Origin of the sequence: Mycobacterium sp., from assembly GCF_002863225.1 — a bacterium.
GTDB lineage: Bacteria > Actinomycetota > Actinomycetes > Mycobacteriales > Mycobacteriaceae > Mycobacterium.
The window spans coordinates 121739-134550 of the sequence record NZ_PKEK01000026.1; the positions used below are offsets into that span (position 1 = coordinate 121739).

The following is a 12812-nucleotide window of genomic DNA, read 5'->3' on the forward strand; positions in this document are numbered from 1 at the left end:
TTACCTGCTCTCCCTCACCATCGGTACTTCGTCATTGCCGGCACAGGGGCCGGCACGGCGTACCTGTCTCCCACTGTAATGGTCGGTCGGCCGGGCTACCCACCTTGCCGTTCCAAACCCGCTACAGCTGCAACAAGACAACGCGGGAAAACAGTCAATCGTTTCCCGCGTTGCGTGATCGCTCAGTTCGCCGCTAGCGAAAGGGGTCCGGCGGATCAGGTCGCGGCGTGGAAGGCGTCGATGACGTCGGCCGGAATCCGACCGCGCGTCGACACGTTGTGGCCATTACGGCGCGCCCAGTCCCGGATTGCGGCGCTCTGTTCACGATCAATGGCGCCACGGCCGCGGCCGGAACTCGAACGCCCGCGCCGACGACCGCCGACCCGTCGAGACGCTTCCACCCATGACTTCAGGTCGTTACGGAGTTTCGTCGCATTCTTAGCTGAAAGGTCAATCTCATAGGTCACACCATCAAGACCGAATTCGACGGTTTCATCGGCGGCACCTTCACCGTCGAAATCGTCGACAAGAGTGACGGTCACTTTCTTTGCCATCGGCTGAGCCTCATGCTTTCTTCTTAGACACTTGCCATACAAGACACGTGCTCGGACCGCCCCCGCCGAATAATCTGCCATACCCCGACGGGTAATTCAATACAGCGCCAGTAGAGGTCAGCTGCTATGCGGCCGCACAATAGGAAATAAGACAGTCTCCCTTATTGACAGGCCGGTCAAAGCCATCAGCAGGCGATCGATGCCCATTCCGGTTCCGGTGCACGGCGGCATAGCGTGTTCCAGCGCAGCCAGGAAATCCTCGTCGAGGAGCATCGCCTCGTCATCGCCGGCCGCCGCCGCCCGGGCTTGCTCAGCGAACCTTTCCCGCTGGACCACCGGGTCGATCAATTCCGAATATCCAGTTGCCAGCTCGAACCCGCGGATGTACAGGTCCCACTTCTCGGTCACTCCGGCAATGCTGCGATGCTGGCGCGTCAATGGGGTTGTCTCGACTGGGAAGTCCTTGACGAAGGTGGGCGCGGTCAACGTTGCGCCGACGGTGTGCTCCCAGAGTTCCTCGATCAACTTGCCGTGACCGTAGCCGCGGTCGGTCGGCACCTCGACGCCGAGTGACGCCGCGATAGCGAGCAGGTCAGCAACTTTGGTGTTTGGTGTGATCTCGTCGCCAAGCGCCTCAGATAGTGACGGATACATTTGAATCGACGCCCATTCTCCGTCGATGTCATAGACGCTGCCGTCGGGTAGCGAGAGTTGTCGACTACCGATCGCCTCGTCAGCCACCTGTTGAATAAGCTCGCGGGTTACAACGGCAGAATCGTCATACGTTCCATACGCTTGATACGTCTCCAACATCGAAAATTCCGGCGAATGCGTGGAATCGGCACCTTCGTTTCGGAACACTCGATTTACTTCGAAGACCCTGTCGAAACCACCCACTACGCAGCGCTTCAGGAACAGTTCCGGCGCGATCCGAAGGTAGAGATCGATGTCGAGCGCATTGGAGTGCGTCACGAAGGGCCGCGCGGCGGCGCCACCGGCCAAAGTCTGCAAGATCGGCGTCTCGACTTCTAAAAAGCCGCGTTGCTCCAGGGCATTACGCAATGCGCGCATCACGGCAATTCGCTGACGGGCAACCGTGCGCGCCTCGGGCCGAACGATCAGGTCGACATAGCGCTGTCGTACCCGGGATTCCTCGCTCATCTCTTTATGCGCCACCGGCAGCGGCCGCAGGGCCTTGGAGGCCATCTGCCAACTGTCTCCGAGCACCGAAAGCTCACCGCGCCGCGAGCTGATCACCTCGCCGTGGACGAAGACGATGTCCCCGATATCGACGTCGGCCTTCCATTCGTCGAGCGCTTTCTGCCCAACCCCGGCCAAACTGAGCATGACTTGCAATTGCGTGCCGTCGCCGTCCTGGAGACTGGCGAAACAGAGCTTGCCGGAGTTGCGGGCGAACACCACCCGGCCGGCCACCCCGACAATGTCACCGGTTGTGGAATCAGCCGGCAGCTCGGGGTAGGTGGCACGGATCTGCGCGAGGGTGTGGGTGCGGGGAACTTCGACGGGGTAGGGATCGCGACCCTCGGCCGTCAGGCGCTCCCGCTTGTCCCGGCGTATCCGAAACTGCTCGGGGAGGTCACGAGAATCCTGGTCGCCGGCGCTCACGACCTGCCAGCTTAAAGGAGTCGGCGCCGTGAAACGGAATCAGTGGTTGTGATCCTGGTCGGCCCGGCGACCCTGGCTTCCGTTTCGCGCGAAGCAGCCTCAGCGTGCGGTCTTGAGTCGTCCGCGCTGGCTGTCGCGGTTGCGCTCGAACACCAGGCGCAGCCCGTGCAGGGTCAGGTGCTGGTCGTAATGGTCCACGGAGCTCAGCTCGGCGAGGAGCAGCGGAGCGGTGTGACCGGTCGCCACCACGGCCACGTTGTCGCCGGCGAAGCCGTCGACGTCGGCCCGGATCCGGCCGACCAGGCCGTCGACCAGACCGGCGAAACCGAAGACCGCGCCGGCTTGCATGCATTCGACGGTGTTCTTGCCGACCACCGAACGGGGCCGGGTCAGCTCGACCCGCCGCAGGGCGGCCGAGCGGGCCGCGGCGGCGTCCGAGGAGACCTGGATGCCCGGCGCGATTGCTCCGCCGAGGAATTCACCTTTGGCCGACACCACGTCGACGCAGATCGAGGAACCGAAGTCGATGACGATCGCGGCGGTGTTGTACTTCTGAAAAGCCGCCAGGCAGTTGACAATCCGGTCGGCACCGACTTCCTTCGGGTTGTCGACCAGAAGCGGGATGCCGGTGCGGACACCGGGCTCGATCAACACGTGCGGCACCGTCGGCCAGTACTGTTCGAGCATCACCCGAACTTCGTGCAGCACCGAGGGAACTGTGGACAGCGCCGTGGCCCCGGTGAGCAGCTCGGAGTCGTCGCCGATGAGCCCGTCGATGGTGAGCGCCAGCTCGTCGGCGGTGATCTCGGACTCGGTCCGGATCCGCCACTGCTGCTCGACTTTCGCGTGATCCTTGGCGCCCGACAACAGTCCGACCACGGTGTGGGTGTTGCGGACGTCGATGGCCAGCAGCACGGCTAGCGGGCCTTCATCGCGGTGAGACCAGCTCGCCCGCGTCGGCCGGCACGAAGGCGGGGTCGCTGCCCAGGTCGATGGCCTTGTTGTCGGCGTCGACGAAGACGATCCTGGGCTGGTAGCTACGTGCCTCGGCGTCTTCCATCTGGGCGTAGGCGATCAGGATCACCAAATCACCGGGATGCACGAGATGTGCAGCCGCGCCGTTGATTCCGATCACACCGCTGCCGCGTTTGCCGGTGATCGCGTACGTGACGAGCCGGGCACCGTTGTCGATGTCGACGATGGTCACCTGCTCACCTTCGAGCAGGTCTGCCGCGTCCATCAGATCGGCGTCGATAGTCACCGAACCCACGTAGTGCAGGTCGGCCTGCGTGACTGTCGCACGGTGGATCTTTGACTTGAGCATTGTCCGTATCATCAGTTCCTCCAATGTGATTCGAGAGGCTCGGCTGGTGCGGCGGGCATCAACCCGTCGGCGCCGACGGTGGTTCCGATCTCAATTGCGACGTTGTCCAGCAATCTGGTCCTGCCCAGTCGCGCGGCGACCAGCAGTCGGCCGGCTCCGGTGACGGGGGCCGGTCCAAGGCCGCCGTCACGCACCTCGAGGTAGTCCACCTCGATCGAAGGGACCTCCGCGAGCACCGAATTGGCGGCGTCCAGCGCGGCCTGCGCGCCTCCCGGCGCGGCGTGTGATCCGGCCAGCAGCGCGGCCGACAGGATGCCGGCCAGGTCGCGCTCGGAGGCGCTGAGATAGCGGTTGCGTGATGACATCGCCAGACCGTCGGTTTCACGCACGATCGGCACGCCGACAACCTGGACGTCGATGTCGAGGTCGGAGACCATCTGGTGAACCAAGACCAGCTGCTGATAGTCCTTCTCGCCGAAGAAGATTCGGTCGGGGGCAACGATCTGCAGCAGTTTGCAGACCACCGTCAGCATGCCCGCGAAATGCGTGGGCCGCACAGCACCCTCGAGTTCCGAGCCGAGCGGTCCGGGGTACACCGTGGTCCGCGGTCCACCCGGATACATTCCCGAAGCGCTTGGAGTGAAGGCTATTTCAACTCCTTCACCGCGCAGCAGGGCGAGGTCAGACTCGAGGATCCGCGGGTAGGCGTCGAGATCCTCGTCGGCGCCGAACTGCAACGGGTTCACGAAGATCGAGACCACGACCACCGATCCGGGCACGCGCTTGGCGGCCCGCACCAGCGCCAGGTGCCCGTCGTGCAGTGCACCCATGGTCGGCACCAGCATCACCCGTCGACCGGTGTGACGTAACGCCCGGCTGATCTGCCTGACGTCACCGGGCTCCACATACAGGTTGAGTTCGCCGGCGTTGAATTTCGGCGGCCGTCTGTTGCTCATCGCGCAAGCACCTCGAGCACGTCTTCGGGTGCGTGCACCTTCTCGGCCGTGCGCATCGCGTTCGCCCGGTAGGCCTGCGCCAGTTGCGGGTCGACCAGCTGCAGCGCACGCAGGTGACCGGCGACGACGCCGGCGTCGCCGCGCGCGATCGGGCCGGTCAGGGCCGCCTGTCCGCGATGCAGCGTGTTCTCCAGCGCCGCGCGGGCCAGCGGTCCCAGGATGCGCTCGGCGATGCCGCCGGGCTGATCGTCGACAAGCTGCTGCCCGAGTAGCTCGGTGCCGGAGACCGCGGCCCGCAGCGCATCGAGGGCATCGGTGACCACGGTGACGATGTGGTTGCCGGCGTGGGCCAGGGCCGCGTGATACAGCGTGCGCGCGTGCTCGGGAACCCGAAACGGTTCACCGCCGATCTCGAGCACCAGCGACTGCGCGATCGCGTAACCGACTTCGTCGGCCGCGGTGATGCCGAAGCAGGTGTCGGGCAGGCGTGAGATGTCCTCGTCGGACCCGGTGAACGTCATCGCCGGATGAATGGCCAGTGGAATGCAGTCTCGAGAGCTCAGCGGGGCCAGCACGTCGATGCCGTTGACACCCGAGGTGTGCACCACGATGGTGCCCGGCCGCACCGCTTGGGTCGACGCCAAACCCGTTACCAGCCCGGACAATTCGGTGTCCGGCACGGCCAACAGCAGCAACTCGGCGCCGGCGGCGACATCGGGCACCGGGGCCACCGGAGTGTCCGCCAGCCAGCGCTCGGCGCGCTGCCGGGATGCGTGGGAAACGGCGCTGCAGGCAACAACCACATGGTCGACGCGTTCCAGCGCCACGCCCAGCGCGGTTCCCACCCGGCCGGCGGAGATGATCCCCACCTTGAGCCGAGCCGGCCGCAATCCGTCGAACTGCACCATCGCAGACGACCCTCACAAGTCCTTGGTTTCGTTCCAGTCCCGCGTAGCGGGTACCGGACGGTCGTAGGAGATGCTACCGCGACGCGTCAGCTGCACACTGTGGTGTTCGCCTCAGTCTTCGCGGCGTCGGCGCCGCCCGCCCTCCGACGGGCTGGTCTGCAACCGCGCCAGCAGGTCGGCCACCGACTGGCCGCCGGACGGTGGTTCACCGGACTCCGACAGCGGGTCCGCGCCGCGGTGCCGGGCGCTGGCCGCGGGCGGGGGCGACATCGCCGGGCCCCGGTCCGGGGCTGCCGCCGGTGGCGGTGGTGGTGGAGCCGGCGGAGGTGACATCACCGGAGGCGGAGACTCGGTGTCGGCGGACCCGGCGTCGGCCGGGCCGGTCGAGTGGCGAGACCTGGCTCGACGGCCCGACTCACTCCACTCGGCCTGCGGCTCGTCGGTCTGGTCCGGCGCCGATTCGACGGGTCCGCTGGAGTGGCGGCCACGCCGCTCGGCGGGCGTCTCCGCGGGTGGGTCACCGATGCCCGGGGCTCGATGCGACGGCTTGTCGCGGGACGGCCCGTTGTCGTAGGCCCACGATGCCGGCGCGGGCCCCTCGGGTTGACCGGAGTTCCAGTTGCTGCCGGGAGCTCCGGGGGGCAGCCACTGACCCTCTGGGCTGACCGGCTGCCAGGACGCCGGCTGCTCCGGCTGACGCGGCGCCTCACCGGGCGGCGGCCACGGGATCCGCGGCTGCTGCTGCGACGGCTCTCGTTGCTGCGGCTCCTGCTGCTGCTCCGGCTTCGTGGGCGTCGGGCTCGGGCTCGGGCTCGGGCTCGGGCTCGGGGCGAACTGTGCGGGTGTCGGTTCTGGCTGGGGCCGCACGTCCGGACGCGGGAGCGGCGCCGACGGCGGGTCAGCAGGCGGGGTGTCGTCGGCACGACGATGTGAGCGTTTCGGCGGCTGGGGCGGTTCGAATCGCTGGGGCCCGGTCGTAGGCGAGGATCCGGGTGCGACCCACCCGGCGGGCTGGGCCGGCGGTTGAGGCCAGCCGCGGCCCTCGGGTGGCCGCTGGTTGGGTCCGGCGGGCGCCGGGGGCGCCTGCGGCGGTTGCCAACCACCGGTCGGCACCGGCTCCTGGCGGGCGGGGGGTGTTTCGGGCTCGCTGGGACGCCAGTGCGAACCGCTCTCCGGCTCAGTCACTTCCGGGGCCCGGCTCGGACGCGGCGGCGCGTATGCCTCGTGTGGCTGCGGGGCGTAGGCCTGGTGGTAGCTGCCGGCTGCCGGCTGCCGCTGCGGCGGAGGCTGAGGCTGAGGCGGTGGCGGAACCAGTGGCTCCTCGTGCACATCGATGATGGTGTCGTCGGCCCGTCGGGCGGGTTCTTCGGCCCGCACCGAAGCGACCCGGTTGACGAGCTCTCGGGCGCTCTCGTTCTCGCGATCCCATTCGGAGTAGCCGCGCACGGCTCGGCGTTCGCCCTCCAGCGCGGGCCGATCGCTGAGCTCGGCGTCGAACAGGATCTCCAGGTTCGTACGCAGCGCCGCCAGCTCGGCGCGGAGCTCCGACACCTCGTCCGACGCCTGAGCCCGCAGTTCGGAAGCCAGCTCGCGGCGGAGCTGCGACTCCACGGTCAGCTCGTATTCGCGCCGCGCCGAGATCTCCCGGTCCAGCTGCAAGTCGTACACCAGCTTCAGGTCCCGCGCCCGGGCCTGATCCACATCGCTTTGCCGGCGGTAGATCACCGAGACGAACGCCGCCACGACGGCGGCCCACAGCGCGAGGATGACCGCGAGTTTGAGCAATTCGACTTTGCTGGTGAAGACCAGCGCCGAACTGGCGCCGATCGCAAGAACCAGCAACGCCGTCAGCAGCACCCAACCGGGTCTGCGGCCGCTGCGCCGCATGCGGACGCCGCGGGACAGATCGGTCATGGCCCGACTGTACCGGCCCTAGGTCACTGCGCGTGTCGCCGCGCTCCGGCGTTTCTCACCTGGACTAACCGCCGAATTCCCGTGGTCACCGGGGCCAGCTAACTTTCCACGCCCTCGCCGATGTCGCCGTTCTCACCGGGATCGCCGGGCGATCGGCAGCAGTATTGCAACCACAGCGCGGCGGCCACCAGGGCGAGCGCACTCAGCGTCGCCACCACCGTCCCGGCGCTGTCCTGAGCGGCCACCCGAAGCCACGACCGCCGAGGCAGAAGGTAGACCAGCACGCCGATCCACCATCCCGACGCCAATGCCCCCACCCAGGCCGACGCCTTGGCGATCACCACCGTGCGGGCGACCGACAGCGGGTGCAGCCAGCCTGAGGCGTCGCCGATCTCGCCGGCGGCGATCTTCGCTCGCACATGGCGTCCCCAGACCGCCTCGACGACACCGACCGCGAACAACGAAAAACCCGTCCACACCGTGATCGGCGGAAACCACCGGTACATGGCGACGACTACCAGGTATCCCGCCGCCGCCGTGCCGAGTGCCGCGGCCGCCAGCTCACGTTTCCGGGTGGGGCCCATCAGCTTTCGGGGCGCGGCTCGAGGGCGAGATCCGTGTGCCGCACACCGGCGCGGTCGGACGTGTCGAGCTCGGCGATCAACCGGGCGACCGAGCGGGTGCCGCCGGCCACCGTCAACACCGCGTCGGGGTCGACGGCCAGCCAGGGAATCAACACGAAGGCCCGCAGGTGGGCCAGCGGATGCGGCAGCGTCAGGCCGTTTTCCAGGGAGAACAGCTCGCTGTCGCCGTCCGGCGACGTCACGTGGCAGCAGACCAAGTCCACATCGAGTGTGCGTGGGCCCCACTTCTGGCCGCGCACGCGATCCGCGGCGAGTTCCATCTCCTGCGCGCGACGCAACCAGCCCTGCCCGTCGAGCGTCGGGTCGTCGGCGATGACGATCGCGTTGAGGAACGCGCCCTGCTCCACCCCGCCCCAGGCGGCCGTCTCGTATACCGGCGACACCGCCTGCACCGAGTCGCCGAGTCGGTCGAGCACCGACTGCAGCCGGGCCAGGCGGTCGCCGATGTTGGATCCGATCGACAGCACGACGCGTGTCATGGGCGCCAATCCTCCGCTCCGGATTCGCCGGTTTCCATGTCGTCGAGGGCGATCACGCCGGCACCACCTGCCCTCGGCCGCCCCGTCGAGACCGGCGGGCCACCACCGCGACATCGTCGAAGGTCAGCGGGATGGGAGCCTGCGGCTTGTGCACCGTCACCTCCACAGCGTGCACCCGATCGTCTTTCATCACGTCGTCGGCGATCTCGCCGGCGACCGTCTCGATCAAGTTACGGGCCGGGCCCGCGATGACGGCGGCGGCCCTTTCCGCCAGGACGCCGTAGTCGTAGGTGTCCGCCAAGTCGTCGCTGGTAGCGGCATCCGCCAGGTCGATCCACACGGTGATGTCGGCGACGAAGTCCTGCCCCTCGGCGCGCTCGTGGTCGAATACGCCGTGATTGCCGCGAACCTTCAGTCCCCGCAACACGATTCGATCAGCCATCGCTAATCACCGTTCCCTGCGTGCGTCCATGCCTCGACCACTTTGACAGCATCGACCGAAGCTCGCACGTCGTGTACCCGAACCCCCCAGGCGCCATGCAGTGCGGCCAGCGCAGACACCACCGCTGTCGCCGTCTCGCGACCGTCCGGCGGCCGCACCGCGCCTTGTGAATCCGCGAGCAAGCTACCCAGGAAGCGCTTGCGCGACGCCCCGACCAAGACCGGGAAGCCGTTGGCCACCAATTCGGGCAACGCATGCAACAGCGCCCAATTGTCCTGGGCCGACTTGGCGAAGCCCAATCCGGGATCGACGATCAGCTTGGCCGGGTTCACCCCCGCGGCAACCGCGGTGTCGACACCGGCCATCAACTCGTCACGCACTTCGGCGACAACGTCGCGGTACGGCGGCACCTGATGCGGAGACTCGGCCGACACCGAGCGCCAATGCATCAGCACCCACGGCGCATCCGCCTCGACCAGTACATCGGCCATAGCCGGGTCGGCACGACCACCGGAGACATCGTTGACCATCGCGGCGCCGTTCTCCAGCGCGGCCCGCGCCACACCCGCGTTCATGGTGTCGACGCTGACGGTGATTCCTTGCGCAGCAAGCTCTTTGATCACGGGGATGACACGGTCGGTCTCCACCCGCGGGTCGACCCGCACCGCACCGGGCCGGGTGGATTCGCCTCCGACGTCGACGATCGACGCCCCGTCGGCAGCCAGTGCCAAACCATGTTGCACCGCACGCTCGACATCGAGATACCGGCCGCCATCCGAGAACGAGTCATCGGTGACGTTCACCACCCCCATGATCTGAACGTGCGCCGTGCTCACTTGCGCAGGATCAGGTCGAGCGCCTCGGCTCGAAGTGCGTTGTCGGACTTGAACTGTCCACGCACCGCCGAGGTCGTGGTGACCGCGCCCGGCTTGCGAACGCCGCGCATCGACATGCACAGATGCTCGGCTTCCATCACGACGATGACTCCGCGCGGATCCAGCTTGCGCATCAGCGCATCTGCGATCTGAGCGGTGAGACGCTCCTGGATCTGCGGGCGTTTGGCGTACAGGTCGACCAGTCGGGCGATCTTGGACAGGCCCGTCACCCGGCCGTCGTGTCCGGGGATGTAACCGACGTGAGCGACGCCGTGGAACGCCACCAGATGGTGCTCACACGTGGAGTACAGCGGGATCTCCTTGACCAACACCAACTCGTCGTGCTGCTCGTCAAAGGTGGTGTCCAGCACGGTATCCGGATCGGTGTAGAGGCCGGCGAACATCTCCTGGTAACTGCGCGCGACCCGGGCCGGGGTGTCCAGCAGCCCGTGCCGGTCCGGGTCTTCACCGATGGCGATGAGCAATTCGCGGATGGCGGCCTCGGCGCGCGGCTGATCGAAAACCCGGCCGTTCAGAGTCGCAGTATGGGAATTGTGCTGCGCCATCGCAGACTCCGTTCGTGTCAACCGTGCGTCGAGGGGTTGGACGGTCCGGTCCCGCCGCCGGGTGGGTCGGCGGGCTGGCCCGTCTCCGGCGCGGGTGCACCGGGCGGCGGATACGGCGGATACGGCGGGTAGGGCTGACCCGCGGGCTGGTGTGGTGGCGCCGGCCAGTGCTGTGGCGGCTGATTCTGCGGGGGGTACCAGTAGCCCGGCTGCTGCGGAGGGGGCCATCCCGGCGCGTGCCAGCCGACCGGCGCACCGTAGTCGGGTTGCGTCGAAGGTTGCTGGCCGCCGTTGGAACTGCCGTGAGAACCGTTGTTGCCGTTGGCGGTTCGCTCCGCCTCGGCCCGCGCGGCATCCCGCGCCGCCGCTGCGATGGCCGCCTTGAAAGCCGGCTCGGTCTCCGGCTTCGGCCAGGGCTCGCCACGCTCGATCGCAAGCTCACCCGGCGTCTTGATCGGCGGCTTGTCCGACGGAATGCGACCACCGAAGTCGTCGAAAAGTGTTAGCCGGGGGCGCTTTTCCACGTTGGCGAAGATCGCTTCCAACTCGGCGCGGTGCAGTGTCTCCTTCTCCAGGAGCTCACCGGCCAGAGTGTCGAGCACATCGCGGTATTCGGTCAGGATCTCCCAGGCCTCGGTGTGCGCGGTCTCGATGAGTTTGCGTACTTCCTCGTCGATTTCACGGGCCACCTCGTGCGAGTAGTCCGCCTGCGTGCCCATCGTGCGGCCCAGGAACGGATCGCCGCCTTCGGTTCCGTACTTGACCGCACCCAGCTTGGAGCTCATACCGAGGTCGGTGACCATGGCGCGGGCGACTTTGGTGGCCTTCTCGATGTCGGACACCGCGCCGGTGGTCGGCTCGTGGAAGACCAATTCCTCGGCCGCCCGACCGCCCAGTGCCATCACCAGTTTGGCGACCAGCTCCGAGCGGGTCTGCAGGCCCTTGTCGTCCTCCGGCACCGCCAGAGCGTGACCGCCAGTGTTGCCGCGGGCCAGGATCGTCACCTTGTAGACGGTGTCGATGCCCGGCATCGCCCAGCCGGCCAGCGTGTGCCCGGCCTCGTGGTAGGCCGTCATCTTCTTTTCCTGCTCGCTGATGATCCGGCCCTTGCGCCGCGGGCCGCCGACCACCCGGTCGACCGCCTCTTCCAGGGCGGCTCCGGTGATGACGGTGCCATTCTCGCGGGCGGTCAGCAGCGCCGCCTCGTTGATGACGTTCTCCAGGTCAGCGCCCGTCATCCCGACGGTCCGCTTCGCCAGGCCGTCGAATTCGACGTCGGGGCCGAACGGCTTGCCCTGGGAGTGCACCCGCAGCACCGCGCGCCGGCCGGCCAGGTCAGGGCTGGACACCGGGATCTGGCGGTCGAACCGGCCGGGCCGCAGTAGCGCCGGGTCCAGGATGTCGGGGCGGTTGGTCGCCGCGATCAGGATGACGCCCTGGCGGTCACCGAAGCCGTCCATCTCGACCAGCAGCTGGTTCAGCGTCTGTTCGCGCTCGTCGTGGCCACCGCCGAGTCCGGCGCCGCGCTGACGGCCGACGGCGTCGATCTCGTCGACGAAGATGATGCAGGGGCTGTTCTGTTTGGCCTGCTCGAACAGGTCACGTACCCGTGAGGCGCCGACGCCGACGAACATCTCGACGAAGTCGGATCCAGAGATGGTGAAGAACGGCACTCCCGCCTCGCCGGCGACCGCGCGCGCCAGCAGGGTCTTACCGGTTCCAGGCGGGCCGTAGAGCAGCACACCCTTGGGGATCTTGGCGCCCAGCGCCTGATACCGCGACGGGTTCTGCAGGAAGTCCTTGATCTCGTAGAGCTCCTCGACCGCCTCGTCGGCCCCGGCGACGTCGGCAAAGGTGGTCTTGGGCATGTCTTTGTTCAGCATCTTGGCCCGCGACTTGCCGAAGCCGAAGCCCATCCGGGCGCCGCCCTGCATGCGGGAGAACATCATGAACAAGCCGACCAGCAGCAGCAGCGGCAGCACGTAGACCACGATCGAACCGATGATGCTGCCCTGGTTGACGACGGTGCCGACCTGGGCGTCCTTACCGTTCAGCTGGTCGAACAGCGGAACGGCGTAGCCGGTCGGGTAATGCGTGACGATCTTGTCGGAGCCCTCGGTGCCGGTGGCGGCGCTCTTCAGCGTCAGCCGGACCTGCTGCTCGCGATCGTCGATCTGGGCGCTCTTGACGTTGCCGCCCTTGATCTGGGCCATCGCCACCGAGGTGTCGACCGGCTTGAAGCCGCGGGTGTCATCGCTGAAATAGAAGAAAGACCAGCCAAGCAGAAGCACGACTGCGATGGCCGTGAGCGTGCGGATCACGTTTTTACGGTTCATCAATCATCGGCCGTTGCCGGCCAGGTCCTTCCCGATACACGCAGCTGGAATAGTCCAGGTTACCGCCCGTGGTGATCGCCAGGTCGGCCGCAGGCCGAGCGCAGCGGGTCACCACCATTTGACCCCGTGGTGATCGCCAGGTCGGCCGCAGGCCGAGCGCAGCGGGTCACCACCATTTGACCCCGTGG

At 67.3% G+C, this 12812-nt stretch carries 12 protein-coding genes and 2 pseudogenes; 1 reads left to right on the forward strand and 13 read right to left on the reverse strand.

What is annotated here, in order from left to right:
- Nucleotides 1-215: 215 nt before the first annotated feature.
- The 12 genes from lsr2 to folE all read right to left on the reverse strand — a co-directional run bounded on the left by lsr2 (nucleotide 216) and on the right by folE (nucleotide 10288).
- Nucleotides 216-554: a histone-like nucleoid-structuring protein Lsr2 gene (gene lsr2, locus CYU59_RS06905; protein WP_292980791.1), complete on the reverse strand. Its 339-nt coding sequence runs from the start codon at nucleotides 552-554 to the stop codon at nucleotides 216-218.
- A gap of 117 nt (nucleotides 555-671) precedes the next feature.
- A complete protein-coding gene (gene lysS / locus CYU59_RS06910; protein ID WP_292980794.1) occupies nucleotides 672-2180 on the reverse strand; it encodes a lysine--tRNA ligase in 1509 nt (502 codons plus the stop codon).
- A gap of 99 nt (nucleotides 2181-2279) precedes the next feature.
- Nucleotides 2280-3095: a type III pantothenate kinase gene (locus CYU59_RS06915; RefSeq protein ID WP_292980796.1), complete on the reverse strand. Its 816-nt coding sequence runs from the start codon at nucleotides 3093-3095 to the stop codon at nucleotides 2280-2282.
- Nucleotides 3096-3108: 13 nt separating this feature from the next.
- The gene (panD, locus tag CYU59_RS06920) at nucleotides 3109-3516 is read right to left on the reverse strand and encodes an aspartate 1-decarboxylase (RefSeq protein ID WP_292980798.1); all 408 of its coding nucleotides are present in this window, start codon (nucleotides 3514-3516) and stop codon (nucleotides 3109-3111) included.
- Nucleotides 3516-4460: a pantoate--beta-alanine ligase gene (gene panC, locus CYU59_RS06925; RefSeq protein ID WP_292980801.1), complete on the reverse strand. Its 945-nt coding sequence runs from the start codon at nucleotides 4458-4460 to the stop codon at nucleotides 3516-3518. Before panC ends, panD begins: the two co-directional genes overlap by 1 nt.
- Nucleotides 4457-5368 (reverse strand): DUF2520 domain-containing protein, encoded by a 912-nt coding sequence (locus tag CYU59_RS06930; RefSeq protein WP_292980804.1) that lies wholly within the window; start codon nucleotides 5366-5368, stop codon nucleotides 4457-4459. The genes panC and CYU59_RS06930 overlap by 4 nt, the downstream gene beginning before the upstream one ends.
- 111 nt (nucleotides 5369-5479) lie before the next feature.
- On the reverse strand, nucleotides 5480-7282 hold the full coding sequence (locus tag CYU59_RS06935) for a DUF6779 domain-containing protein (RefSeq protein ID WP_292980807.1): 1803 nt from the start codon (nucleotides 7280-7282) through the stop codon (nucleotides 5480-5482).
- 98 nt (nucleotides 7283-7380) lie between these two features.
- Nucleotides 7381-7866, reverse strand: a complete 486-nt coding sequence (locus CYU59_RS06940) for a DUF3180 domain-containing protein (protein WP_292980809.1) — start codon at nucleotides 7864-7866, stop codon at nucleotides 7381-7383.
- On the reverse strand, nucleotides 7866-8405 hold the full coding sequence (gene folK, locus CYU59_RS06945) for a 2-amino-4-hydroxy-6-hydroxymethyldihydropteridine diphosphokinase (protein WP_292980811.1): 540 nt from the start codon (nucleotides 8403-8405) through the stop codon (nucleotides 7866-7868). The genes CYU59_RS06940 and folK overlap by 1 nt, the downstream gene beginning before the upstream one ends.
- 52 nt (nucleotides 8406-8457) lie before the next feature.
- Nucleotides 8458-8847 carry a dihydroneopterin aldolase gene (gene folB / locus CYU59_RS06950; protein WP_292980813.1) on the reverse strand — a complete coding sequence of 130 codons (390 nt, stop codon included), beginning with the start codon at nucleotides 8845-8847 and terminating at the stop codon, nucleotides 8458-8460.
- A gap of 2 nt (nucleotides 8848-8849) precedes the next feature.
- Complete coding sequence (gene folP, locus CYU59_RS06955; RefSeq protein ID WP_292980815.1) at nucleotides 8850-9683, reverse strand: dihydropteroate synthase; 834 nt, start codon at nucleotides 9681-9683, stop codon at nucleotides 8850-8852.
- Nucleotides 9680-10288, reverse strand: a complete 609-nt coding sequence (gene folE, locus CYU59_RS06960) for a GTP cyclohydrolase I FolE (RefSeq protein WP_292980818.1) — start codon at nucleotides 10286-10288, stop codon at nucleotides 9680-9682. Before folE ends, folP begins: the two co-directional genes overlap by 4 nt.
- Before the next feature lie 499 nt (nucleotides 10289-10787).
- Between folE and CYU59_RS28965 the strand changes: the two are divergent.
- Nucleotides 10788-10853, forward strand: a pseudogene (locus tag CYU59_RS28965) (hypothetical protein); the annotation flags it as partial.
- Here the strand turns inward: CYU59_RS28965 and ftsH are convergent.
- Nucleotides 10834-12624 (reverse strand): annotated as a pseudogene (ftsH, locus tag CYU59_RS06965) (ATP-dependent zinc metalloprotease FtsH); the annotation flags it as partial. The pseudogenes CYU59_RS28965 and ftsH overlap by 20 nt on opposite strands.
- Nucleotides 12625-12812 lie beyond the last annotated feature (188 nt).